This is a genomic window from Streptomyces sp. NPDC101118 (assembly GCF_044759445.1).
Lineage (GTDB): Bacteria > Actinomycetota > Actinomycetes > Streptomycetales > Streptomycetaceae > Streptomyces.
The window spans coordinates 31657-55482 of the sequence record NZ_JBIVZG010000003.1; the positions used below are offsets into that span (position 1 = coordinate 31657).

The window sequence follows — 23826 nt, forward strand, 5'->3', positions numbered from 1 at the left end:
GTGCGGCCGAGGCGGCGGCGCGTGTGCGGCCGCGCCGGGGGCCCGTGCTCGGTAGGCCGGGTCGCGGAGACGGCCGGGCGGCGGGCGTCTGTGGGGGTGGGGCCGGGCAGCTGTGGCTGGGGCGTGCGCGCGGCCGGGTGTTGTGGGGGTCCAGCCGAGGCCTGAGGCGCGCACGTGTGCCTGCGCCGCGGCGGCCCTGCCCGGGGCAGGGGGTGCATGTGCGGCCCACGCGCCGGGCGTCGTGCCTCGTGGGCCGGGGCGGCGCGGGGATGGCGTGGCGGTGGGGTGCGGGGGGCCCGGCCTTGTGCGTGCGGTGCCGCGCCGGGGATCGCGCCGCCCACCCGCTCGCTTCACGTGGTACCTCCGGCCAGGGCAGCGCCCCGGCTGCCTCGGGCGCCCGTCAGGCGTGCGACCTCTGGGCCCGGCGACTGCCCGCGCGTGGATGTGCGGTCCGTCAGCCCGTGGCTGGGCCGGATGCCGGCCGTTCGCCTCGGGGCGCGGCTGCCCGGTAAGACCTGGGGCCGTGTGGGATGGATGGCCCCCGGCCTACGGCTCGTGTGTGAAGCGCTCCAGCGTCGCGCGGGTCTCGGGGCCGTAGACGCCGCGGGGGTCCTCCTGGACGTGCGCGTACTGCTGGAAGCGGGCCACCGCATCCTCCAGCTTGCGGCTGTAGCGGCCGTTCGCCGGCCCCCAGTAGTAGCCCGCCTCCTTGAGGCGCTGTTGGAGTTCGACGACCTCGGGGCCCTGGTCCCCCTCGCTCAGGGTGGGGGCTGTGGTGGCGCTGGGGGTGCCGGTGGAGGCCTTGGTGCGGGTGGGGTTGGGCGTGGGGTCCCCGGAGGCGTCCGACGGGTCCCTGGTCGGGGCGGCTTCCGTGGTGGCGGTGGGGGAGGCCGACTCCTCGGCCCCGTCCTCGTCCGAGTCCTCGTCGGACGAAGCCGAGGGGTCGGCTGAGCGGGCTTCGGGGGCGCCCGAGGGGCCGTCCGGGGCGACGGTGATCGCGGGGGCCGACAGCTTCGGGTCGGGGAGGGCGCGATCGGCCTCCCCGTCGTCCGAGAACAGCCCGGCGGTCAGGGCGGCGACACCGACCACCGCCACCGCGGCGGCCACCATCAGGGGCAGCCCCTTGCGCCCGCCGCGGTTGCGGCCGACCGAGGGTGCGGTGCCGAGCGTGACCGCGCGCAGCTCCGTCGTGGAGTCGTCGTAGGCCGGTGCGCCGTGCCGGGATCCGGGCCCGGCGAAGTCGTTCGGTCCCGGTATCGGGGGGTACCCGTCATGCCCGGGGCCGGGCATGACGGAGGGCACCGGCGGCAGGACCTGTGTGGCGTACCCGTCCGCCTCGTCCTGGGACTCGGGCGCGTACGCGGCGAACCCCGCGGCTGTTCCCTCGCCGGTCCAGGCGGGCTCGTCCGTGGCACGGGAGGCGTCCGGTCCCTGTGGGAGGGAGTCGCCGGGCCGCGTGCCGGCCGGGGACCCGTGGGCGGACCGTGGTGCGTTCGAGTCGGCCGGGTCGGTCTCCGTGCTGGCAGGCGTGGCCTCAGGGGGCCATGCGGCGGGATGGCCGTTCGGTGTGGGTTCCGGGCGTGCCCAGGTGGCGTGGGCCGAGGGAGGCGGCGTGGTGCCGGCCGACGAGGTGGCGGAGGAGGGCGCGGGGGTGGGCCAGGGTGCGCTCGGGTCGGTCGGGGCGCTCGGAGGGGTGCCCTGCGGGGACCAGGGGGTGGGCGGTGCGTCCGTACCGGCTGCCGGCCGGGCCCATGCGGCGTCGCCCGCCGACGGCTGGGACGGGTCGGCGGGACGGGCCGCGCCGGGGCTCGTTCCCTGGCCTTGGCCAGGGCTGTGTGCCGAGGCGGACGCCTGCGGTGCGGTGGTGGGTCCGGCGCCCTGGGGAGGAGTGGACTGCGGGCGCCAAGCGCTGTCCCCGGACTCGGGTGTCCGAGACCAGTCCTCTGTGGTGCCGGGCTGGGCGGGCCAGGGGTGGTTCGTCCCAGGTGCCGGTGCCGGTGCCGGTGCGGAGGGAGAGGGGGAGGTGGGCGTGGTGGGGCCCTGGCCCCATGCGGGACCGGCTTCCGCGCCTCGGGGCGGGTCACCCCATGCGGGGTCCGCTTCCGTGGAGGCAGACGGACCCCAGGCGAGGCCGGCTTCCGGGCCGGCCGACGAGCTCCGGGCGGGACCGGCTTCCGCGCCTCGGGGACGGCCACCCCAGGCGAGGCCGGCTTCCGAGGTGCCGGATGGACCCCAGGTGGGTCCGGTTTCCGGGCCGGCCGAAGGGGTCCGGGCGGGATCGGCTTCCGAGCCTCGGGACCGGCCCCAGGCGGGGCTGGCTTCCGAGGTGCCGGACGGGCCCCAGGCGGGTCCGGCTCCCGGGCCGGCCGACGGGGTCCGGGCGGGATCGGCTTCCCGGCCGCCGGACGGCCTCCATGCGGGGTCCGCTGCCGGGGTGCGAGAGGGGCCCCAGGCGGGGTCGGACGAGGTACGGGCGGGACCGGCGTCCGCGCCTCGGGACGGTCCCCAGGCGGGGCCGGCTTCCGGGGTGCCGGACGGCCCCCATGCGGGGTCCGCTGCCGAGGTGCCGGAGGGGCCCCAGGCGGGGTCGGCTTCCGGGCTCGTGGACGGGTTGCGGCCGGGTTCCGTTTCCGGGGTGCCGGGCGTGGGCCAGGAGGGGGCGGCTGCCGGGGTCCACGCGGGGGGCGTCAGGGGGTGCGGGTCGGTGGGCCAGGACGGCGGGGGCTGGACCACGCCCAGGAGGCGGGGTGGGGGTGTGGCGTCGGGGTCGTGGGGCGGGCGGACGGGCCTCGTCACGTACGGGCGGATGCGGAGGGGGTCCATGCCCGTGGCCGGTGCGCACGCGCAGCCACCTCTGGCAGCATCGCAAACCGGACAGCGCTCTGCGCTCACTGACGGATCCCCTCCCTGGCAACTGCCAGCGATTATGCAGACCCGGCGGGGTCCGCCCAACCGTCCGACAGGCCATAACCGGACACACCCCCCAGGATGGAGATGTGGATCTGCGCTGAGGAGGAGTCCATGGCTCAGGAAGTGGCCCCCACACCCCTGGACCCCGGCGGCGGACCCGGCGCGGAGCACACCCAGCGCAGCGTGCTCGTCGCGATCGGAGCCCTGCTGCTGGGCCTGCTGATCGCCGCACTCGACCAGACCATCGTCTCCACCGCGCTGCCGACGATCGTCAGCGACCTCGGCGGCATGGAACACCTCTCCTGGGTCGTCACCGCCTACATGCTGGCCTCCACGGCGGCGACCCCGCTCTGGGGCAAGCTGGGCGACCAGTACGGGCGCAAGAAGCTCTTCCAGGGGGCCATCGTCCTGTTCCTGATCGGGTCGGCGCTCTGCGGGCTCGCGCAGAACATGCCGCAGCTGATCGGCTTCCGCGCCCTGCAGGGTCTGGGCGGCGGCGGACTGATCGTGCTGTCGATGGCGATCGTCGGCGACATCGTCCCGCCCCGGGAGCGCGGCAAGTACCAGGGCCTCTTCGGCGCGGTCTTCGGTGCCACGAGTGTCCTCGGCCCGCTGCTGGGCGGCCTGTTCGTGGACCACCTCAGCTGGCGCTGGGTCTTCTACATCAACCTCCCCATCGGCATCGTCGCCCTCGTCGTGATCGCGGCGGTCCTGCACATCCCGGTGCGCGCGGAGCGCCACACCATCGACTACCTCGGCACCGTCCTCATCGCGTCCGTCGCCACCTGTCTGGTGCTGGTGGCCTCCCTCGGCGGCACCTGGGGCTGGGGCTCGGCCATGATCATCGGCCTGGCCGTGCTGGGCGCCGTGCTGCTGGTGGCCTTCGTCTTCGTGGAGCGCCGGGCGGCGGAGCCGGTGCTGCCCCTGAAGCTTTTCGCCATCCGCACCTTCACCCTGTGCTCGGTGATCAGCTTCATCGTCGGCTTCGCGATGTTCGGGGCGATGGTCTACCTCCCCACGTTCCTCCAGGTCGTCCAGGGCGTCTCGCCCACCATGTCCGGCGTCCACATGCTGCCGATGGTCCTCGGCATGCTGATCGCCTCCACCGCGTCCGGGCAGATCGTCAGCCGCACCGGCCGCTGGAAGGTCTTCCCCATCGCCGGCACCGGCGTGACCGCCGTCGGCCTGCTCCTCCTCCACCAGTTGGAGCGCACCACGTCCACCTGGGAGATGAGCGTCTACTTCTTCGTCTTCGGCACCGGACTCGGCCTCGTGATGCAGGTGCTGGTGCTGGTGGTGCAGAACGCCGTCAGCTACTCCGACCTCGGGGTCGCGACCTCGGGTGCCACCTTCTTCCGCTCCATCGGCGCCTCCTTCGGCGTGGCCATCTTCGGCACGGTCTTCACCAACGGCCTCGACGACGAGCTCAACGAGAGCCTGGCGGGCCGGCCGCTGCCCCCCGGCACCGTCGGCAGCCTCGAAGCCGACCCCCGGGCCGTCTCCGGACTCCCCGCCGACCTCCAGCCCCGGGTGCTGGACGCCTACGCCACCGCCATCACCGACGTCTTCCTCTACGCCGTGCCCGTGGTCCTGGTCGCCTTCGCGGTGGCCTGGTTCCTCAGGGAGGACAAGCTCCGGACCTCGGTCACCGCACCCGACGTCAGCGAGACGCTCGCCTCCAACCCCGTGCAGCGCAGCTCCCACGACGAGGTGGCCCGGGCCCTGTCGGTGCTGGGCACGCGCGAGGGCCGCAAGCACGTCTACGAGAAGATCACCGCCAAGGCCGGCTACGACCTGCTGCCCGCCTCCAGCTGGCTGCTGCTGCGCATCAACAAGTACGGCTCGGCCGAGCCGGCGGTGCTCGCGGAGCGCACCTCGGTCCCGCTGCACGTCATCACGGACGCGGCGCGCGAGGTCGAGGAGCGGGGGCTCGCGGTCCGCGTGGGACTGCCGCTGGTGCTCACCGACCCGGGTCGCGAGACCGCCGCACGGCTCTCCGACGCACGGCAGGAGTCCCTCGCCGAACTGCTCGGCGACTGGTGGGGCCCGGACCGGCCCACGGACCTGGTCAAGCTGGTCGAGCAGCTCAACGTCGAGCTGTGCGGCTCCGACGCGGAGGAGCCCTACGACAGGCTCGCGCGCCGGGACCACGCGGCCCACTGACCCCCGGCCCGACCCCGACACCGGAAGGGACTGCCCGCCCGTCGGAGGCCGTCAGACCAGACGCTTCTCGAACCAGTGCTCCGCGTAGGGACCGGAGTTGTACGCCGGTATCTCCACGTACCCGTGCTTGGCGTAGAGGCCGCGCGCCTCCACCAGGTCGTTCCGCGTGTCCAGGCGTATGCGCTCCGCGCCCAGGGACCGCGCCGCCTCCTCCAGGGCCGTCAGCAGGGCCCCGCCGCCGCCCGTGCCGCGCAGCTCGGGGCGTACGTACACCCGCGTCAGCTCGGCCGTGCCGGCGTCCAGCATCCGCAGCCCGGCACACGCGCCCGGCCTCCCGTCGTACCGGCCGACCACGAACTCGCCCGTGGGCCGGACGAGCCCGTCGGCGGGATCGTCGGCGAGGCCCTGGTCGAGTTCGGCGTCGGTGACGGGTCTGCCCCAGTACCGGCCGGCCACTTCCGCGAGATAGGCCCGCCGCAGCTCGGCGGCGTCGGGGGTGGCGAAGGATTCGGGGGCAACGGTCCAGTTCATCGCGTTCATGCCGCCATCATGGGCGCCCGCGCCCAGCCGCCGCGTGGAATATCCACAGGGCCGGACGGATGATAGGAAAAACCGCCAAATCAACGGATGGAAGGGTGTGAACCGCCATGTCGGAGCATCCGGATGCGGCCCTGGTGCGTCGCGGCTACCTGGCGTTCGCCAACGGGGACATGGACATGCTGTCCTCGCTGCTGACGGCGGACGTCGTCCACCACGTTCCCGGCAACAACCTGATCTCGGGCCACCACAAGGGCCGCGAAGCGGTTCTGGAGCTGTACCGCACGCTCGGCAGGGAGACCAACGGCACGATGCAGGTACAGGTCGAATCGGTGCTCGCCGACGGGCGCGGGCACGTGATGGCCTTCCACACCTCCCGGGCCGACCGCGGGGACCACGGCCTGGAGATCCGGCAGGGACTGTTCTTCACCATCGTGGGAGGAAAGGTCACGGACATCGACGGGTGCACCGAGGACATCGACGAGGAGAACGCCTTCTGGGGACCCCCGAAGGCCAAGTCCTGACCCCGCCCCCGGCCCTGACACGCCCCTGCGCCCCCGCCCGTCCACCGGGCGGGGGCGCAGGGGCGCAGGGGGCCGGACCGGGCGTCAGCCCTGCTTCGGCGCCGCCTGCTGGACGACCTCGAACGACCACAGCGTCGACGCGGACGCGGCCGGCTTGGGGCGCTCGCCCGTACCCGCACCCGCACCCGCGCCCTCCGGGGACCCGCCCGCCCCACCCTGGTGGGCGGCCTTCATGGGACCCTCCATCCAGGCCTGGAAGGCCGCTTCGTCACGCCAGCGCGTGTACACGAGGTAGGTGTCCGTGCCCTCGACCGGGCGCAGCAGCTCGAACCACTCGAAGCCGTCGGAGTTCTCGACGGACCCGGCGCGCGAGGCGAAGCGCTTCTCCAGGACCTCCCGCTGCTCGTCCGGCACGGTCAGCACATTGATCTTGACGATGCTCATGCCGCCCATCTTGCCGGAGGCGGCATCGGGACGCCGTACGGAGGGGGTCCGGCGGGACGCACGGCCGATGCTCCGTCAGGGGGACGCTGTGCACGGTCGGGTGGTGTGTGCGGACCCGTTGACCGCCCTTCCGGGACCGGCCGGGCGGCGACCCGACACGCCGCGCGCGGGGCCCGGCACCCCCTCTGGCCGGTGCGTTCCCGGCCGCAGCGGCACCCGGGCCACGGTCGGAAGTCGGCGTTCCGCGGGGCGGGCGAGGTGGGCGGAACGGGAAGTTTGGTCCGGTGTGGGCGGGCCCCCGCACTATCGTCGTCCGAGCATTCCCGACAGGGCACTACGGCAGGAGGCCGATGGCGCGTGGCTGACGCGGCGGACCACAACGCTGTGAACGGGCCTGCCGCGGCCGCGGCCCTCGGCGCAGACCCCCGGCTGACGGCGGCACGCGCCGTACTCTGGCTGCTCGCCGCCCTCCTGGCGGTTCGTCAGGCCGCCTCGGCGCTCCGGCTGCCACCCGGCCGCCGCCTCACCGACCCGGACACCTGGATCGGCGAGAACGGCGTCCTGCACGTCTCCGGAGGCCTGCACGTCTCCGGGGGCCTGTACGAGGCCGTCGACGGCCCCCGCTTCACCGGCACGCCCTTCTCCGGACTCGTCCTCAGCCCCCTGACCAGCTCCGCCCAGCAGGCCCTCGGCGTCGCCTGGACCTTCGGCACCCTGCTGCTCGTCGCCGCCGTCGGCCTGGTCGCGGCGCGCTCGCTCCCCGGCCCGGTGCCCCGCCGCACGGCCCTGCTCGCCGCGCCCGTCGCCATCGCCCTGACGATGGTCTCGCTGCCCGTCCGCGGCACCTTCACCCTCGGCCAGACCAGCATCATCCCCGTCCTGCTCGTGCTGTCCGGCTGTCTGCGGGTGCCCGGCGAGCGGACCTCCGGCCTCCTCGTCGGCCTCGGGGCGGCCCTCCAGCCCGCCCTCCTCCTCTTCGTCCCGCTGCTCTGGTCCACCGGCCGCCGCACCGCGGCCCGGTCCACCGCCGTCACCTTCGCGGCCGGCTCCGCCCTCGCCTGGGCCGCGCTGCCGCGCGACTCGTGGACGTACTGGGTGCACCACCTCGCCGGAACCGGCCTCGGCGACCGGGCGGACAGTCCCGCGAACCAGTCCCTGCACGGCGCGCTCCTGCGCCTGGGCCTCTCCGGCCCCCTGGAGACGGGCCTCCTCGGCCTGCTCGCCGCCGCCGTCTGCCTCCTCGGCCTGCGCCGCGCCGTCCGGTACGCCCACGACGGGCAGCCGCTGCTCGCCGTCGCGCTCACCGGCTGCGTCGCGGTCGCCGTCTCACCCGGGGGCTGGCAGCACCAGCTGCTCTGGGTGCTGCTCGCGGCCGCGGGCAAGGTCGGCACCCGCGCCGCCGACCGGGCCGTGTGGCCGGTGACCGTGGTCCTGGTCATGACACTGCCCAGCGACGTCCTGCTGCCGAACCTCGCGGTGCTGGCGCCCGTACGGGACAACGTGCTGCTCCTCGCGGCCCTCGCCGCCGCCTGCGCGGTCCCGTTCCTGCCGCGTACGTCGCCCCACTGGCACCACCCGGTCCCCACCGCGTACGCGCCGCCCGCCCCGGCCCGGTGGTCGCGAATACCGCTGCTGCCGTTCTGGCGCCGCGTGCTCAGCCGCCCCAACCTGCTGCTCGAACTGCTGCTGATCCGGGTCGGCTACTCGCTCTACTCGCACATCCGCGCCGCGGCCCCCGACAGCCGAGCCCTCGCCGAGGGCCACGGACGCCGGATCCACTCCCTGGAGGGCCGGCTCGGCATCGACATCGAACACGCCGTCAACCACGCGGTCGTGGACCAACCCTTGCTGAGGGGCTTCTTCGACTTCTACTACACGTCCTTCCACTTCGTCGTGCCGCTGGCGGTCCTGGCGCTGCTCTACCGGCGCAGCCCGGGCGACTACCGCTGGGCCCGGGCCTCCCTCGGGCTGGCCACCGTCCTGGCCCTCGCCGGGTTCTGGCTCTACCCGCTGGCGCCGCCGCGCCTGATGCCCGGGCTCGGCTTCATCGACACCGTGCACGGACCGCAGGACCTGGCCGATCCGCAGTACGGCGCCATGACCGCGATCTCCAACCAGTACGCGGCGATGCCCTCGCTGCACTTCGGCTGGGCGCTGTGGTGCGGGCTGGTGGTCTTCGCACTGGCCCGCCGGCCCTGGCAGAAGGCCCTGGGCCTGGTGCACCCGGCGGTCACGCTCTGCGCGATCGTGGCCACGGCCAACCACTGGGTCCTGGACGCCGTCGGGGGCGCGGCCGTCGTGGCCGCCGGCTTCGGCCTGGTGTACGTGCTGTCGGGTCCCCGCGGCAGCGGACCCGCGCCCGCGCCGCCGGGCGGGGACCTCCTGGCCTCCGTACCGCCCGCGCTGCGCGGGCGGCGGTCCGGTGCCAGCATCGGATCATGAGCGCACGGCGGCAGGGCACGGTGGCGCGGGGCACGGCCTCCGCAGGGCCCGACTGGCGCAGGCGGGCCCTGCTCGGCGGCGGGGCCCTGGCCGTGGTGGTCGTCGGCTACTTCGTCCTGGCGGCGACGGTCCCGCGATGGTGGGCCCACCGCATCGGCGACGCGGTCGACGGCAGCCTCGCCACCGGCCTCTTCCTGGGCCTGGCCTTCGGGATCTTCTGCACCCTGCTGCCCCTGCTGGTGGCCTGGACCGGGCTGCGCCGCCGCAGGTCCCCGAAGGCCACCGCGGGCTGGCTGGCCCTGGCGCTGCTGCTGGCGCTGCCGAACCTGTGGACGCTCAGCGTGGTCGTCGGCAACGGCAGCGCCGCCCACGCCGGCCAGCGGACCATGGACGTGGAGGCCCCCTGGTTCCGCGGCGGCACCCTGATCGGGGCCATCACGTCTGTCCTGGTCTTCGCCGGCCTGGTGATCCACACCCGCCGCCGGGGCCCGGCCGGCAGGCGCACGCACTGACCGGTCCCGAGCGAAAGTTGCCGCGGTTGAACGATTGATTCCCATACGGGTCGACCCGTATCGTAAATTGCATGAGCTCTTCTCCGTCCTCCAGGGGACGCCCCAGGGATCCCCGCTCGCACCAGGCCATCGTCGGCGCGGTCACGGAGCTGGTGATCGAGGTCGGCTACGCCGCGACCTCGATCGGAGCGGTGGCCGCCCGGGCCGGTGTCGGCAAGGACACCGTCTACCGGCGGTGGCGGGGGAAGCCGGAACTGGTCTTCGAGGCCCTGTTCACGACCACCGACCATGCTCCGGTTCCGGACACCGGAACGCTGACGGCGGACCTGACCGCACTGGTGCAGAGCCTGGTCGACGAGTTCCACGCACCGGCCGCGGCGGCGGCGCTCCCCGGGCTGCTCGCCGACTTCGCCGCCGATCCGGTGTTGCAGGCGCGCATCCGAAGCGACTTCCTGGCCCCGTCGAAGGAGCGGCTGCAGATCGTCTTCGAGCGCGCCGTGACGCGCGGGGAGATCGCGGCCGGCACTCCCGTGGATCTGGTCCTGGACACGCTGGCCGGAGCCGTGTTCTTCCACGTAGGCCTGGTCGGGGAACGCCCCGACCCCCGGCTGGCCGGGCGGCTGGCTGCCGTCATCGTCGAAGGGGTCGGGATCCGGTGAACGGCTGGCTTCTCGCCGCGGGCATCACCGCGTTCGCCGTGGCCGCAGTGCACATCGTCGCCGGACACCGGGACGTGGTCCGCCCGCTGCTGTCCTGCGGACTCGCGGACGAACCCAAGCGCGTCCTCCACGCCGTGTGGCACATGGTGAGCGTCGACCTGGTGCTCTCCGCAGCAGCCCTGGTCTGCCTCGCGGCGGCGGACGACGCGTCGGCGACCGGCCCGATGGCGTGGTTCGTGGCTGCGCACTTCGTCGCGTACGCGGTCGCCTTCCTGGTCGTCTCGCTGTCGGTCGGCTGGCCGAAGCCACTGCTCCGGCTGCCGCAGTGGATCCTGCTCCTGCCGGTCGCGGTCCTGACCGCGGCGGGCGCCGCGTAGCGACGGCCCCGAGTGGTGCAGGGCGCCGCGGCCCGCTCCCGCTCGGAGCCGCTCACGCCCTCACGATCACCGGGAGTGCGGGGCTCAGGGGGCCAGGGTGGTCTGGGGCACGTACGCGTACGAGTGGCGGGTGTCGTGGGCGGTGTCGATCAGCGAGACCATCAGCGGGTTCGGGCCGGGGGCGGCGCCGGTCTCGGCGCGGAGGCGGTAGCGGCGTACGGAGACCGCGTCCCGGGCGAGGGAGCTGCCGCCCGCGTACATCGAGGGCGGCATCACGTCGTTCGCGATCCGCAGGTCGGCGTGGCGCCAGCTGCCGGCGGCGCGGTCCCAGCGCTCCAGGACCCAGCCGCCCGTACCGCCCGGCATGATCTCCAGCTGGAAGGCGAGCAGCAGGCTCCGGTACGACCGGGTGTTGCCGTTCCGCAGGGTGACCGTGAACTCCTGCCCCGGCCCGCCCGGCTTCAGCGAGAGCTGCCCGCCGGGCGCGGACAGGGACATCGAGAGGTACGTCGGCACGGGCGGCCGGGACGGGCTCTTCGACGGTGCCGGGGTGCCGGCCGACGGACGCGCCGCGGGCGTGTGCGGGGCCGGGGTGCTCGCGGCCGGAGCTGCCGGGGCGGAGGAGGCGGAGGAAGCGGAGGACGCCGTCGGGGATGCGGTGGCCTGCGGCGACGCGGTGGCCGGGGCCGAGGGGGTACGGGCCTCCGCCCCGCCCTCCGGCGCGCACCCGGTGACGCCGGGCAGCAGGACGGCGACCGCCGCCGCGGCGGCGGTGAGGGCGCGGCTCGGGCGCATCAGGCGGTTTCCCCTCGGTGGTGGCGGCCGGAACCGGCCGGGCGGGCACGGGCGGTGCGGGCGCGGGCCTTTTGTTGCTCGGGGAAACCTAACCGGGCCAGGACACGGGGAAGAGGAGAGCGGGTAACGCTTTGGGTGTGCCGGAAGGGGCGCCGGGGCACAGCTGCCCCGGCGCCCCTTCCGGCTGGATCGCCGCTGACGTAAGGATCGCCCCGTTCGGGCCGGACCGCCACCCGAACGGGTGCGCCCGGGTCGCGGTCCCGGCACGCGTGCCCGTATGCGGGCCCGGGTGGGCGCGTGTGTCCGGGCGCCCGCGCGGCGCCGCGCCCGGGGGCGACTCGGCGGCGGACGCGCGGGCGGCAGGGGCCGGGGCGTGGGAGGTGGTGGCCCCTGCCGCCGGGACCCGGGTCAGCCGTGGCTGACCTGGAGTTCCTTGATGCCGTTCAGCCACGCGGCGCGCAGCCGCCGCGGCTCGCCCGTCAGCCTGAGGTCCGGCAGGGCGTCGGCCAGGGCGTTGAAGATCAGGTCGATCTCCAGGACGGCCAGCGACTTGCCGAGGCAGAAGTGCGGTCCGCCGCCCCCGAAGCCCAGGTGGGGGTTGGGGTCGCGGGTGATGTCGAAGACCTCGGGGTTCTCGAACACGTCCGGGTCGTGGTTGGCGGAGGAGTAGAACATCCCGACGCGGTCGCCCGCCCGGATCTTCTGGCCGCCGAGCTCGGTGTCCTGGGTGGCGGTGCGCTGGAAGGAGACCACCGGCGTTGCCCAGCGGACGATCTCCTCGGCAGCGGTGGACGGCCGCTCCCGCTTGTACAGCTCCCACTGGTCGGGGTGGGTGAGGAAGGCGTGCATGCCGTGGCTGATGGCGTTGCGGGTGGTTTCGTTGCCCGCGACGGCCAGCACGAGGACGAAGAAGCCGAACTCGTCCGAGCTGAGGTTGCCCTGCCCCTCGGCGGCGACGAGCTGGGTCACGATGTCCTTGGCGGGGCACTGCTTGCGGTCGGCCGACATGTTCATCGCGTAGGCGATGAGGTCCATGGCCGACTGGGCGCCGACCTCCTCGGTGATCGCGTACTCCGGGTCGTCGTACGCGATCATCTTGTTCGACCAGTCGAAGAGCTTGGAGCGGTCCTCCTGGGGGACGCCGATGAGCTCGGCGATGGCCTGGAGCGGCAGCTCGCACGCGATCTTGGTGACGAAGTCGAAGCTGCCGTCGCCCGCGCCGGCCTTGGCCTCCGCGACGATCCGCCGCGCCCGCTCGCGCAGGGTGTCCTCCAGGGCGCGGATCGAGCGCGGGGTGAAGCCGCGCTGGACGATCTGGCGGACCCGGGTGTGCTCGGGCGGGTCCATGTTCAGCATGATCAGGCGCTGGGCATCTATCTGCTCGCGCTGGATGTGCTCGTTGAAGCGGATGATCGCGGTGTTCGTGGTGGAGGAGAACAACTCCGGGTGCGTGGAGACGTACTTGACGTCCGCGTGCCGGGTGACGGCCCAGTAGCCCTCGTCGTCGAAGCCGGTGATGCCGCGCGGCTGCGGGCACCACCAGACGGGCGCGGTCTGCCGCAGCCGGGCGAACTCCGGAAAGGGGACGCGGGCTTGGAGGAGGTCGGGGTCCGTGGCGTCGAAGCCTTCGGGCAGCGCGGGGCAGGGCATCGGCAACTCCAAAGTCTGACGGCCCATCAGAAGTTGGCTTGAAGGTAGTAACGAGTTCTAGAAGTGACAAGGCCTGCGGCGTGGACTGTTACCCGCGGCCGCCCTCCCCGCGCGTGCGGAAATCGTGCAGTCCCGCGCAAGACCCTTGCGTAGCCGGGGTTCCGGTCATAAGACTGCGGGGAGAACTAGAACGCGTACTAGTTCGGGGGGTTCGGGCCGTCCGCCGATTCGGGCCCGGACAGGGACGACACGACACACAGCTGCCGCGAGCCGCCGGGACGGCCCGCCCGCTGTGGAGGAGAGGACGAGCTCATGGCCGCGGAACCCGTCATCGTCGAAGCCGTACGCACGCCCATCGGCAAACGCGGAGGCGCACTCGCGAACCTCCATCCGGCCTACCTGCTGGGCGAGACCTACCGCGAGGTGCTCGCCCGCACCGGCATCCAGCCCGACTGCGTCGAGCAGATCGTCGGCGGCACGGTCACCCACGCCGGCGAGCAGTCGATGAACCCCGCGCGCAACGCCTGGCTCGCCATGGGCCTGCCGTACGAGACCGCCGCCACCACCGTGGACTGCCAGTGCGGCAGCTCGCAGCAGGCCAACCACATGGTCGCCAACATGATCTCCAGCGGCGTCATGGACATCGGCATCGCCTGCGGCGTCGAGGCCATGAGCCGCGTCCCCCTCGGCTCCGGGTCCAAGCACGGACCCGGCAAGCCCTGGCCGGACGAGTGGAACGTCGACCTCCCCAACCAGTTCGAGGCCGCCGAGCGCATCGGCCGCCACCGCGGCCTGACCCGCGAGGACGTCGACCGGCTCGGCGTGCTCTCGCAGGAGCGGGCGGCCGTGGCCTGGGCCGAGGAGCGCTTCAAGCGGGAGACGTTCGCGGTCCAGGTGCCCACCACCGAGGACGAACAGCGCGCCGGACAGGGCATGTGGCGGCTGGTCGACCGGGACGAGGGGCTGCGCGACACCTCCATGGAGGCGCTGGCCCGTCTCAAGCCCGTGATGCCGACCGCCATCCACACCGCCGGCAACTCCTCGCAGATCTCCGACGGCGCCGCGGCCGTGATGTGGGCCTCGCGCAAGATGGCCCGCGCCCTCAAGCTGAAGCCGCGCGCCCGGATCGTCGCCCAGGCGCTGGTCGGCTCCGACCCGCACTTCCACCTCGACGGGCCGATCGACGCCACCCGGGCCGTGCTGGGCAAGGCCGGGATGTCGCTGAAGGCCATCGACCTGGTCGAGATCAACGAGGCCTTCGCCTCCGTGGTCCTCAGCTGGGCCAAGGTCTTCGACCAGGACCTGGAGAAGGTCAACGTCAACGGCGGTGCCATCGCCCTCGGCCACCCGGTCGGCGCCACCGGGGCCCGCCTGATCACCACCGCCCTGCACGAGCTGGAGCGGCGCGACAAGGAGTTCGCGCTGGTCACCATGTGTGCGGGCGGGGCGCTGGCCACCGGGACGATCATCCAGCGGCTCTGACCGGCGGCGGCGCCGGTGCCGGGTGTGCCGGCTTCGGTGCCGGGCCGCCGAGCCGCCCGTAGCCCCTGGGGATGGGGGAAGGCCCCGGTGGCCGGCCTGGGGAGGCCGGCCACCGGGGCCTTCGTGCGTCGGTGGTCCGCTGAGGCTGCGGTCCGCCGGCGCCGTGGTCTGCTGACGCCACGCTCTGCTGGTCGCCTGCCGGCTGTGCGGCGGCTTAGTACCAGTGGTTGGCCTGCCAGAAGTTCCAGGCGCCGACCGGGGAGCCGTAGCGCTCGTTCATGTAGTCCAGACCCCACTTGATCTGGGTGGCCGGGTTGGTCTTCCAGTCCGAGCCGGCGGAGGACATCTTCGACCCCGGCAGGGCCTGGACCAGGCCGTAGGCGCCGGAGGAGGAGTTGGTGGCGGTGTAGTCCCAGCCGCTCTCGTGCTCCACGATCTTGCTGAACGCGGCGAACTGGGCCGGGTCCTTGATCATCTGCTGGGCGATCGCCTTGGGGCTCGCGGGGGCGGCCTGGGCCGGAACCGCGGCCAGGAGGGTACCGGCGGCGGTGAGGCCGATGACGGTGCCCGCGAGGGTCTTCTTGCTGGCGGCGATGCGGCGGATGACGGCGTTGGACACGGAGAACCTTCCGTAGGGAACAGGACGGTCGCAGGCATGCCGAGGACACGCGTGAGCCACTCACGTCAGATGAGGGGGTGCGCGCAGTCCGTGGTCCGCTGGGGACCCGGCTGCCTTCCGGCGGTTGGCCCCGGGGGTGAACCACCCGGGCCGCTCGGCGACTCATCCAGTTTTAGCCGGGCTGTTGCAGGGCTGCAACGACCCCCTCCTACTACGGACGGTCGGAGGCGGGGCAGTAGGTCCTGCCTCGGGGGCGATCAACGTCCGCGCAGGTGGGAGGGGGTGCGGGGCGGGGGTGGCGGCCGCCGCTGGGACTACGATCCCGGTTCGTATGTGACCTGGGTCCTGTGGGCCGCCTCACCGGATTCGGGCCCGGATGTCGCGATCCGTCACAGTTCATGCACATTTTTTGGGGTGTCTGAGGGGCCCCCGGGTGCGGATTCGAAGGTGACCGGGGTCTCAAAGGCAGCTTTTCGAGTGGCCCGGCGCAGCGCGCGGAGCAGCGTCCCGCCCAGCGTCACGGTCAGTACGACCGTCAGCGCCGCCCGGCCGAGGTCCCAGCCCATCGACGTGGTCAGGCAGTAGGCGAGGAAACGGACCAGGTTCTCGTGCACCGGGTCGCCCGCCCGGAAGGAGACCCCGGTGCCCATCCCCGAGATGAGCACCCAGCCCTGGAGGTTCATGACGGTGCCGTACGCGAAGGCGCCGAGGAAGCCGTACGCGGAGAGCAGCAGCAGCTCGCCCCGGCCGCGCAGCCGGTCCGGGGCCGGGAGGAAGCCGGCACCCATGGCGAACCAGCCGAGCGCCAGCATCTGGAACGGCATCCAGGGCCCGACCCCGCCCGTGAGCAGGGCGGAGGCGAACATCGTGACCGCGCCCAGCACGAAGCCGAAGCCGGGGCCGAGGACGCGGCCGCTGAGCACCATGAGGAAGAACATCGGCTCCAGGCCGGCGGTGCCGGCACCGAGCGGCCGCAGGGCCGCACCCACGGCGGCCAGGACGCCGAGCATGGCCACGGCCTTCGCGTCGATGCCGTCGTCGGCGATGGTGGCGACCACGACTCCGACCAGGAGGGGCAGCAGGGCCGCGAAGAGCCAGGGGGCGTCCTGGGCGTGCGCGATGCCGGAGCCGGGGGCGGCGAGCAGGGGCCAGCCGAATGCGGCGATGCCGACGAGGGAGACCAGGACCAGGGCGGTGGCGGCGCGGGGGCCGATGCGGATGGGGCGGGTGGTGTGGGTGGTGTGGGTGCGGTTGGTGGTGTTGGCAATGGCGGTGGGGTTGGTGGGGGTGGCGTGGTTGGTGGGGGTGGCGCGGGGGGCGGGGGTGCCGGTCATGCGGTGGGCTCCTGTGCGAGGGCCCTGGCGACCTGGCCGACCGTGAGCCAGTGGCCGGGGGCCAGGATCTTCGCCACCTGCGGTGCGAAGGCGGGCGAGGAGACCACCACCTCGGCCGTGGGTCCGTCCGCGACGATCTCGCCGCCGGCCAGGATCACCACCCGGTGGGCCAGCTCGGCGGCCAGTTCCACGTCGTGCGTCGCCAGCAGGATCGCGTGGCCGTCCGCGGCCAGGCCCCGCAGGACCTCGACGAGCCGGGCCTTGGCGGCGTAGTCCAGGCCGCGGGTCGGCTCGTCGAGCAGCAGCAGGGCGGGCCGTCCGGTGAGCACGATCGCCAGCGCGAGCGCCAGCCGCTGGCCCTCGGAGAGGTCGCGGGGGTGCGTGTCGTCCGGGACGCCGGGGAGGAGTGCGGCGACCAGGTCCCGGCAGGTGCCGGGGGCCGCCTGCGCGTCCTCGTCCGCCGCCGCGCACTCGGCGGCGACCGTGTCGGCGTACAGCAGGTCGCGCGGCTCCTGCGGTACGAGGCCGACGTGGCGCAGCATCTGGGCCGGCGGGGTGGCGGCGGGCGTGCGGCCGCCGACGGTCACCTCGCCGGTGTGGGGTTCCAGGAGGCCGACGAGGGTGGCGAGGAGGGTGGACTTGCCGGCGCCGTTGCGGCCCATGAGGGCGGTGATCTCGCCGGGGGCGAGGGTGAGGGTGATTCCGCGGAGGATTTCGGTGCGGGTTCGGCGTACCGCCAGGTTCCGGGTACGGGCGGGTGCCGGGTTGTTGCCCGGGGTGCCGGGTCCCGTGCGGGGCGTGTCGGTGCCGGGTCCCGTGCGGGGCGTGGTCGCGGTGCCGGTGGCTGTGGGGCGGCGGAACCGCTGGAGGAGTTCCCCTACCCGCCCCTTCCCGAAACCGGGGCTCCGCCCCGGACCCCGCTCCTCAAACGCCGGAGGGGCTGGAGTTGCTGTGGTGGGGGCGTCGGGCCTGGTGCTCTGTGGTGCCTCAAGGGCCGCGGTTGCTGCGGTCGGCGGAGCCGGGAGTTCGGACAGGCGGGACCGGAGCGGAGCGGACCGGCGGCGGGCGTCGCGGACGGAGAGGGGGAGGGGGGACCAGGCGGCCAGGCGGCCCAGGGAGACCACCGGGGGGTGGACCGGCGAGAGGGCCATGATGTCGGCCGGCGGGCCCATGACCGGGGCGCGGCCCGGGCCCGGCAGGAGGACGACCTGGTCGGCGTACTGGACCACGCGTTCCAGCCGGTGCTCGGCCATCAGGACCGTGGTGCCCAGGTCGTGCACCAGCCGCTGGAGCACGGCCAGGACCTCCTCCGCCGCGGCCGGGTCGAGCGCCGAGGTCGGTTCGTCGAGGACGAGGACCTTCGGGTGCGGGGTCAGCACCGAGCCGATCGCCACGCGCTGCTGCTGGCCGCCGGAGAGGGAGGCGAGCGGGCGGTCGCGGAGTTCGTTCAGGCCCAGCAGGTCGAGGGTCTCCTCCACGCGCCGCCGCATCACCGCCGGGGCCAGGCCGAGGGACTCCATGCCGTACGCCAGCTCGTCCTCGACCGTGTCGGTGACGAAGTGGGCCAGGGGGTCCTGGCCGACGGTGCCGACGACGTCCGCCAGCTCGCGCGGCGGATGGGTGCGCGTGTCCCGTCCCGCGACCGTCACCCGGCCGCGCAGGGTGCCTCCGGTGAAGTGCGGGACGAGCCCGGAGACGGTGCCGAGGAGCGTCGACTTGCCGACGCCGGACGGCCCCACCAGCAGCACCAGCTCGCCCTCGGGCACGGTCAGGTCCACCCCCCGGAGGGTGGGGACGGCCGCGTCCTCATAGGTGACGGACACCTGCTCGAAGCGGATCACCGGGACTCCTCGGGAGCTGGGGGCGGTACGGGGGCCACGAAGGCCGGGAGCAGGCCGATCAGCACCGCCGCCGCGGGCCACAGCGGCAGGGCCGGCGCGGCCAGCGGCACCACGCCCGGCCGCAGGGCCTCCGGGTCCCAGGACCCGGCGAGGATCATGAGGGCGGCCACCGCGGCGCCGGAACCGGCGATCAGCCAGGACCGGGCGCCCCACCGGTCGGGCCGGTAGCTGGTGCGCAGGCTGCGCCGGCCGCCGAGCCGGAGCCCGGCCAGCGCGAGGACGAGGCCGGCGAGCAGGACCGGCAGCCCGTACGAGGCGCCTTCCGCGGCCAGCAGTCCGTACGTGCCGGCGCACACGCCGAGCAGGCCGCCGAGCGTGAGGACGGCGGTCAGGCGGCGCACCGCGGCCGGCACCCGGGCGGTACGGCCGTACCCCCGCGCGTCCATCGCGGCGGCCGTCGCCACGGACCGCTCCAGGGCGCCTTCGAGCACCGGCATCCCGATCTGGAGGACCGCCTTCACCCCGCCGGTGGGGCGGCCGCGCAGCCGGCGCGCGTGGCGGAGCCGGGCCACGTCCGCGACCAGGTTCGGCGCGAAGGTCATGGCCACGACGACGGCCACGCCCGCCTCGTACAGGGCGGCCGGCAGCGACTTCAGCAGCCGAGCGGGGTTGGCCAGGGCGTTGGCGGCGCCCACGCAGATGAGGAGGGCGGCCAGCTTGGCCCCGTCGTAGAAGGCGAAGACCAGCTGCTCGGCGGTGACGCGGCCGCCGATGCGGATGCCCTGGGCCCAGTCCGGGAGCGGCAGCTCTGGGAGGGTGAGGAGGGTGTGGGTGCCGGGGATGGGGGAGCCCAGGACCACGGAGAAGACCAGACGGATGGCGATCACGACCAGGCCGAACTTCAGGAAGGTCGCGTACGAGCGGGACCAGGGGGCGTCGGTCTTGCGGGCGGCGACGACGTAGCCGGCGGTGCCGACGACCAGGCCGAGGAGGAGGGGGTTCGTGGTGCGGCTGGCGGCCGTGGCGAGGCCGAGCGCCCACAGCCACCAGGCACCGGCGTGCACGGCGTTGCTCCGGGCGGCCACCGGAGCCGTCAGCCGTCCGGCGGTTCTGGAGGCGGGGCGGCGGTGGTGCGGGTGCCCGTGCGGGTGCGGGGTGGTGGGGTGCCCACCGGCCCTTCGGCCGTCCCGGCCGGGCCAGGATCCCAGGGCGCGGAGCGCCCTGCCCCCGGCGTCCGGCTCGGCACGGGGAGCAGGGGACGTGGAATTCGGCCCGGGGCGCGCGCCGGAGTCCGAGGCGCCGGCCCCCGGGGCCGGGCCGGCTCCCACCGGGCGCGCGGCCGCGTCCCGGTCCGGGATGGCTTCCGGTCGGGGGGCCGGTGCGGCTCCGGCTGGGCGTGCGGCTGCGTTCCGGGCTGGGGTGGCTTCCGGTCGGTGGGCCGGGGTGGCTCCCGCCGGGTGCGCGGCCGTTTCCCGGGCCTGGGCCGGTGCCGGCCGGTGGGGGGCGGAGTCCCCGTCCCGGTCCGGGGCCGGGTGGGGTGCGTCGTACGCGGTCATCGGTTGCGGGTGCGGGACTTCCAGACGGCGGCCGCGCCCAGGGCGAGGACCGCGGCCAGGCCGATGAGGAGGTTCACGGACGTGCCGGAACCGGTGGTGCCGTCGGTGCCGGAGGACCGGGCCGGTGCCGTCGGGGTGGCGGTGGGCGCGGCGGTGCCGTTCTCCTCCGGCACCGCGATCTGCTCGCCGCAGCCCTCCCGGGGGTAGCCCGAGATGGCGCAGAGCAGCGCCGCGCTGTTGTAGCGGAGCGGCTTCGCGACCGCGGCCAGCGCCTCGGCCGTCGTGGCCTCCGGCGCCACGGACGCGCAGGCGGTACGGGGTTCCGCGCGCGGCGGGGTCTCGCCCGCGGGCGCGTCGGCGGGCATGCCGAAGTCGATGACCAGGGCCACCCGCTTCTTCCCGGCCGCCGCCGGGGTGGACCCGCAGACCGCCCGGAAGTCGGCGGCGGCGCGGGGCCGCGCGGCGTCGGGGGCGTCCTTGCTCACCGCGAAGCGGAAGCCCTGGACGGAGCCGTCGGCGGGGCGGGCCGTCGACGGGCCCTGGCTCGCGTAGGTCCAGCTCCCGTCCGTGCCCTCCCAGAACGACCAGTAGCGGTAGCCGGCGGCCACCGCGGGCCCCGCGCCCAGCAGCGTGAACACGCCGCCGAGCGCGAGGAGGAGGGCCAGGACCGTGCCGGCCGCCGGCACGCGCCGCCGCCCGCCGCGGCCCGCGGCGCGGAATGCCGGGGCCCACGAGGGTCCCGGCTTCGGCGCGGGTGCCGTCCCGGGCGCGGGACGCGTCGCCCGTCGGGAGCCGACGGGGCCGGCAGCGGGGGAGGGCGCGTCCCCGGGCGTCGGCACCCCGGGCCCGGGTGCCGTGGAGTGCGCGGCACGCTGTCCGGAGACGGCGTGTTGCGGTTCCGTGCTCGCGGGGTCGGCGGGGCGCGGTGCGCGGAGGCCCGGGTGGGCGGGGGCCGCCGCCGTCGTCACGCGCGCGGGCGCGGCCGCAGCACCGGGGTGGCACGCCCGCCGGGCGTGGCCCTCGGGCCGCGGTGCCTGCCCGGGGCCGGCCGGGCCGGCGGCCGGGACCGTGAGCGGAATCGTGCCCCCGGCGGGGGACGGCGGCGGGACCGTCACTTCTTCTTGCGGCCGCTGAGGAGGAAGCCGATGCCGATGCCGGCCACGGCGAAGGAGCCGATGACCCACCACTTGCCGTTGTCGCCGGAGGCGGAGTCCTTCTCCTCCTCCTTCTTCTTCTCCGGGGCGGCGGACGGGGCGGCGGCCTGCGGGGCCGGGCCCGTCGCGTTCAGCGCGGCGACCAGGTCGGTGCCGCCGAAGGACTTGGGGTCCTCGCCCATGGCGTGGGCGGCCAGCACCAGCGTGCCCAGGCCTGCCGGGCTGCCCTTGGCCCACTCGCCCGCGTTCTTCTCCAGCCACGCCCAGGCGCCCTGCGCGGCGCCCGCGTGCCCGCCGGCCGCCAGCGCGATCACGGCGTCGGCGGTGTTGCCGACGTCCGCCACCGGCTTGTCGGAGCCGGGGGTGACGGCGGTCAGGTGGCCGTCCTTCTTGAGGGCCTCGGCCAGGTAGAAGGCCGCGGACTCGGCGGCCGTCGGCGCGTCCGCCGCGCCGCCCTTGGCGCCGGCCGGGCACTCCGGCACGATCACCGGCTCGTCGGATCCGGCCGGGTGGACGACGGCGTTCTTGCCGAGGCCCGCCAGCGCGGCGGCGGCCGTCGCGTCGGCGTTGGCGGCCAGCTTCCCGTCCTTGTCGGGCTGGTAGGCGAACGCGCCGCGGTCGGCGCCCTTCGCGGCGCAGCCGAGCTGGAAGGGGAGGAGGCCGTCGAGGGCGGAGGTGCCGGCCTTGGACTTGACGTCGCCCGGCTTCACGCCCGCCGCGGCCAGGGCGCCGATCACCACGGAGGTGGAGTTGGCGTCGCTGGGGGTGCCCGGGCTGTAGGACCAGCCGCCGTCGGCGTTCTGTACGGACTTCAGCCAGTCCACGCCCTTCTTCACCACCGCGTCCTGGCCGCCGAGGGCCGCCAGCGCCTGCACGGCGGCGGCCGTGGCGTTGCTGTCCAGCATGGTCTTGGCGTCGCAGGCCTTGGCGGCGTCGGCGCGGAAGGAGGCGAAGGCGCCGTTGGCGCACTGCTGGCCGGTCAGCCAGGACACGGCGCCCGGAGCGGGCTTCAGGCCCACGGCGTCCTGGGCGAGCAGCGCGAAGGACTGGCGCCAGACGCCGTCGTACGTCGGGTCGGTCTTGCCGTACAGGCCCTCGGGTATGGCCGGGGCGGGGCTCGGCGCGGCCAGGGCGGCGGGGGCGGCGGCCACGCAGAGCACGGCGGTGGCGGCGAGCGCGGCGGCGCTGCGGCGGACGGTCATGGCGGCGGGTGCCTCTCCTGCTGGGGAGCGGGAGGCAGGCACACGAGGGGCCGGGCTCCGGCTCCGTATACCTCGACGGTGCCGGTCACCGGGGTTCCGGTGACGCGAGCCGCGCACGTCCAGCAGGGCATTCCGGCTCGCCGCCCGGGGCGGCTCACGGTTGCGGGTCAGCGCCGGATTCGCACCGGCTTCCCCCCGCGTGGAGTGTTGACGACCCCGACACTGTACCGGCCCGGGTACGGGTGGCCGGGGGCCGATCCCGGCCGGCGCCCCTTACCGGCACCGGCCGCGGAACGCCCCGTACCGGCCCGGAACGCCCGGTACCGCCCGTGGAAAAGCCCGTATACCGCCCGCCCGTCGCCCTGCCTCCGGGTACGCACCCCAGCGCGTCCCCGCCCCCGGCCGTGCCGCGTCTCACACCGCCCGGTACGTCACCGGGTCGCTGCCCGGCACCGCCTCGGCGCGGCCCAGTTTCACCAGGCGCCGCAGGTGGGCCTCCGCCTCCGAGACGGCGATGTTCCGCGAGCCGTACGGGATCTCGGCCCAGGGGCGGTTCCACTCCATCCGCTCCGCCAGCCCCCACGGCGTCACCGGCTGTCCCAGCAGCTCCCACAGCCCCTGCAGCCGCTCCTCGTGGTGGGCCAGCAGCTCGCGCACCCGGGCCGGGGCGTCGGTGAAGGCGTGCTGGTGGGCCGGGAGCACCTCGGCGGGCGCGAGGCGGCCGATGCGTTCGAGGGAGTCGAGGTAGTCGCCCAGCGGGTCGGTGCCCCGGGTGTCCTCGGGGTCCTCGTAGAGGCCGATGTGCGGCGAGATGCCCGGCAGCAGGTGGTCGCCGGAGAACAGCCGGCCGTTGCCCGGCAGGTTCGCCGGGTGGCGTTCCTCCAGGTGCAGGCAGACGTGGCCGGGGGTGTGCCCGGGGGTCCAGACGGCGCGCAGCCGGCGCCCGGGCAGGGGCAGCAGTTCGCCGGGCGCGATCTCGCGGTCGGGCAGGGCCGCCTGGAGTCCGGGCAGGGTGCGCATCCGGCCGGACTCCCGGGCCGCGCGCAGCGGGGCGACGTGCTCCTCGGGGGCGCCGGCCGCGGTGAGCTTCACGGCCAGGTAGTCCAGCCAGACGGCCGGTTCGGCGCTGCGGGTGCGCTGGACCACCTCCGTGTCGGCGGCGTGCATGGCGATCCAGGCCCCGGAGGCCTCCCGCACCTGGCCGGACAGGCCGTGGTGGTCGGGGTGGTGGTGGGTGATGACCACGCCGTGGACGTCGGCGACCGCGATGCCGAGGGCGTCGAGGCCCGCGACCAGGGTGTCCCAGGAGGCGGGGTCGTCCCAGCCGGTGTCGATGAGGACGGGCCCGGCGTCGGTGTCGAGGACGTGGACGAGGGTGTGGCCGAGCGGGTTGTCCGGGATGGGCACCTTGATGCCGTGGACGCCCCCGCCGTGGTCGGTCACCTGAGTCACCTGGGTCATGCCGGGCCCCCTGTCGACGTACGTTTCGAGAACTGGTTCCAGTAGTAGCCCAAGTCGACCATCAAGAGCCACTCCTGACCAGCCGTCGGATGGCGCGGGTGTTCCCTTCTCCGCCGCTTCTGTCCTCGCCGTGGACTAGTGGAACTAGAACTGGTATCAGTTCT

Annotated in this window: 19 protein-coding genes and 1 riboswitch; of the genes, 7 read left to right on the forward strand and 12 right to left on the reverse strand. The window is 74.7% G+C overall.

The features are described from left to right. Positions 1 to 546: 546 nt before the first annotated feature. A complete protein-coding gene (locus ACIQUQ_RS06175) occupies positions 547 to 1290 on the reverse strand; it encodes a peptidoglycan-binding protein (protein ID WP_403971898.1) in 744 nt (247 codons plus the stop codon). A gap of 1731 nt (positions 1291 to 3021) precedes the next feature. Between ACIQUQ_RS06175 and ACIQUQ_RS06180 the strand changes: the two genes are divergently transcribed. Then, entirely contained in the window at positions 3022 to 5073 is a 2052-nt protein-coding gene (locus ACIQUQ_RS06180) for a DHA2 family efflux MFS transporter permease subunit (RefSeq protein ID WP_403971900.1), read from the forward strand. A 51-nt stretch (positions 5074 to 5124) separates the two neighbouring features. Here the strand turns inward: ACIQUQ_RS06180 and ACIQUQ_RS06185 are convergent, their stop codons facing one another. Beyond that, positions 5125 to 5604, reverse strand: coding sequence for a GNAT family N-acetyltransferase (locus tag ACIQUQ_RS06185; RefSeq protein WP_403972860.1), 480 nt, complete (start codon positions 5602 to 5604; stop codon positions 5125 to 5127). 116 nt (positions 5605 to 5720) lie between these two features. On the opposite strand from ACIQUQ_RS06185, the gene ACIQUQ_RS06190 reads away from it, so the two are divergent. Next, positions 5721 to 6134, forward strand: coding sequence for a nuclear transport factor 2 family protein (locus tag ACIQUQ_RS06190; RefSeq protein WP_399951848.1), 414 nt, complete (start codon positions 5721 to 5723; stop codon positions 6132 to 6134). An 84-nt stretch (positions 6135 to 6218) separates the two neighbouring features. Here the strand turns inward: ACIQUQ_RS06190 and ACIQUQ_RS06195 are convergent, their stop codons facing one another. Continuing rightward, positions 6219 to 6578 carry an antibiotic biosynthesis monooxygenase family protein gene (locus tag ACIQUQ_RS06195; protein ID WP_403971903.1) on the reverse strand — a complete coding sequence of 120 codons (360 nt, stop codon included), beginning with the start codon at positions 6576 to 6578 and terminating at the stop codon, positions 6219 to 6221. A gap of 357 nt (positions 6579 to 6935) precedes the next feature. Between ACIQUQ_RS06195 and ACIQUQ_RS06200 the strand changes: the two genes are divergently transcribed. The 4 genes from ACIQUQ_RS06200 (at position 6936) to ACIQUQ_RS06215 (ending at position 10568) form a co-directional block, all read left to right on the forward strand. After that, on the forward strand, positions 6936 to 9020 hold the full coding sequence (locus ACIQUQ_RS06200; RefSeq protein WP_403971905.1) for a bifunctional glycosyltransferase 87/phosphatase PAP2 family protein: 2085 nt from the start codon (positions 6936 to 6938) through the stop codon (positions 9018 to 9020). Further along, positions 9017 to 9532: a hypothetical protein gene (locus ACIQUQ_RS06205; RefSeq protein WP_403971907.1), complete on the forward strand. Its 516-nt coding sequence runs from the start codon at positions 9017 to 9019 to the stop codon at positions 9530 to 9532. Before ACIQUQ_RS06200 ends, ACIQUQ_RS06205 begins: the two co-directional genes overlap by 4 nt. 71 nt (positions 9533 to 9603) lie before the next feature. After that, entirely contained in the window at positions 9604 to 10191 is a 588-nt protein-coding gene (locus ACIQUQ_RS06210; protein ID WP_403971909.1) for a TetR/AcrR family transcriptional regulator, read from the forward strand. Beyond that, positions 10188 to 10568 (forward strand): hypothetical protein, encoded by a 381-nt coding sequence (locus ACIQUQ_RS06215; protein ID WP_403971911.1) that lies wholly within the window; start codon positions 10188 to 10190, stop codon positions 10566 to 10568. Before ACIQUQ_RS06210 ends, ACIQUQ_RS06215 begins: the two co-directional genes overlap by 4 nt. Positions 10569 to 10652: 84 nt before the next feature. On the opposite strand, the gene ACIQUQ_RS06220 is transcribed toward ACIQUQ_RS06215, so the two are convergent. Together ACIQUQ_RS06220 and ACIQUQ_RS06225 are read right to left on the reverse strand one after the other, a co-directional pair. Next, the gene (locus ACIQUQ_RS06220) at positions 10653 to 11363 is read right to left on the reverse strand and encodes a hypothetical protein (protein ID WP_403971913.1); all 711 of its coding nucleotides are present in this window, start codon (positions 11361 to 11363) and stop codon (positions 10653 to 10655) included. Between the two features lie 408 nt (positions 11364 to 11771). After that, complete coding sequence (locus tag ACIQUQ_RS06225) at positions 11772 to 13013, reverse strand: cytochrome P450 (protein ID WP_403972862.1); 1242 nt, start codon at positions 13011 to 13013, stop codon at positions 11772 to 11774. A 312-nt stretch (positions 13014 to 13325) separates the two neighbouring features. On the opposite strand from ACIQUQ_RS06225, the gene ACIQUQ_RS06230 reads away from it, so the two are divergent. Next, positions 13326 to 14495 carry a steroid 3-ketoacyl-CoA thiolase gene (locus ACIQUQ_RS06230; protein WP_403971915.1) on the forward strand — a complete coding sequence of 390 codons (1170 nt, stop codon included), beginning with the start codon at positions 13326 to 13328 and terminating at the stop codon, positions 14493 to 14495. Positions 14496 to 14709: 214 nt separating this feature from the next. On the opposite strand, the gene ACIQUQ_RS06235 is transcribed toward ACIQUQ_RS06230, so the two are convergent. The 7 genes from ACIQUQ_RS06235 to ACIQUQ_RS06265 all read right to left on the reverse strand — a co-directional run bounded on the left by ACIQUQ_RS06235 (position 14710) and on the right by ACIQUQ_RS06265 (position 23662). Next, on the reverse strand, positions 14710 to 15114 hold the full coding sequence (locus tag ACIQUQ_RS06235; protein WP_403971917.1) for a transglycosylase SLT domain-containing protein: 405 nt from the start codon (positions 15112 to 15114) through the stop codon (positions 14710 to 14712). Positions 15115 to 15503: 389 nt separating this feature from the next. Beyond that, a complete protein-coding gene (locus ACIQUQ_RS06240) occupies positions 15504 to 16448 on the reverse strand; it encodes an ECF transporter S component (protein ID WP_403971919.1) in 945 nt (314 codons plus the stop codon). Next, positions 16445 to 18289 (reverse strand): ABC transporter ATP-binding protein, encoded by a 1845-nt coding sequence (locus ACIQUQ_RS06245; RefSeq protein ID WP_403971921.1) that lies wholly within the window; start codon positions 18287 to 18289, stop codon positions 16445 to 16447. The genes ACIQUQ_RS06240 and ACIQUQ_RS06245 overlap by 4 nt, the downstream gene beginning before the upstream one ends. Continuing rightward, entirely contained in the window at positions 18286 to 19386 is a 1101-nt protein-coding gene (locus ACIQUQ_RS06250; RefSeq protein ID WP_403972865.1) for an energy-coupling factor transporter transmembrane protein EcfT, read from the reverse strand. Before ACIQUQ_RS06250 ends, ACIQUQ_RS06245 begins: the two co-directional genes overlap by 4 nt. A 455-nt stretch (positions 19387 to 19841) precedes the next feature. Further along, positions 19842 to 20531: an SCO2322 family protein gene (locus tag ACIQUQ_RS06255; protein WP_403971923.1), complete on the reverse strand. Its 690-nt coding sequence runs from the start codon at positions 20529 to 20531 to the stop codon at positions 19842 to 19844. A gap of 425 nt (positions 20532 to 20956) precedes the next feature. Continuing rightward, positions 20957 to 22201 carry a prenyltransferase/squalene oxidase repeat-containing protein gene (locus tag ACIQUQ_RS06260; protein ID WP_403971925.1) on the reverse strand — a complete coding sequence of 415 codons (1245 nt, stop codon included), beginning with the start codon at positions 22199 to 22201 and terminating at the stop codon, positions 20957 to 20959. A gap of 125 nt (positions 22202 to 22326) precedes the next feature. Then, a riboswitch (cobalamin riboswitch) is annotated at positions 22327 to 22396 on the reverse strand. 219 nt (positions 22397 to 22615) lie between these two features. Continuing rightward, entirely contained in the window at positions 22616 to 23662 is a 1047-nt protein-coding gene (locus tag ACIQUQ_RS06265; protein ID WP_403971927.1) for an MBL fold metallo-hydrolase, read from the reverse strand. Between the last annotated feature and the right edge of the window lie 164 nt (positions 23663 to 23826).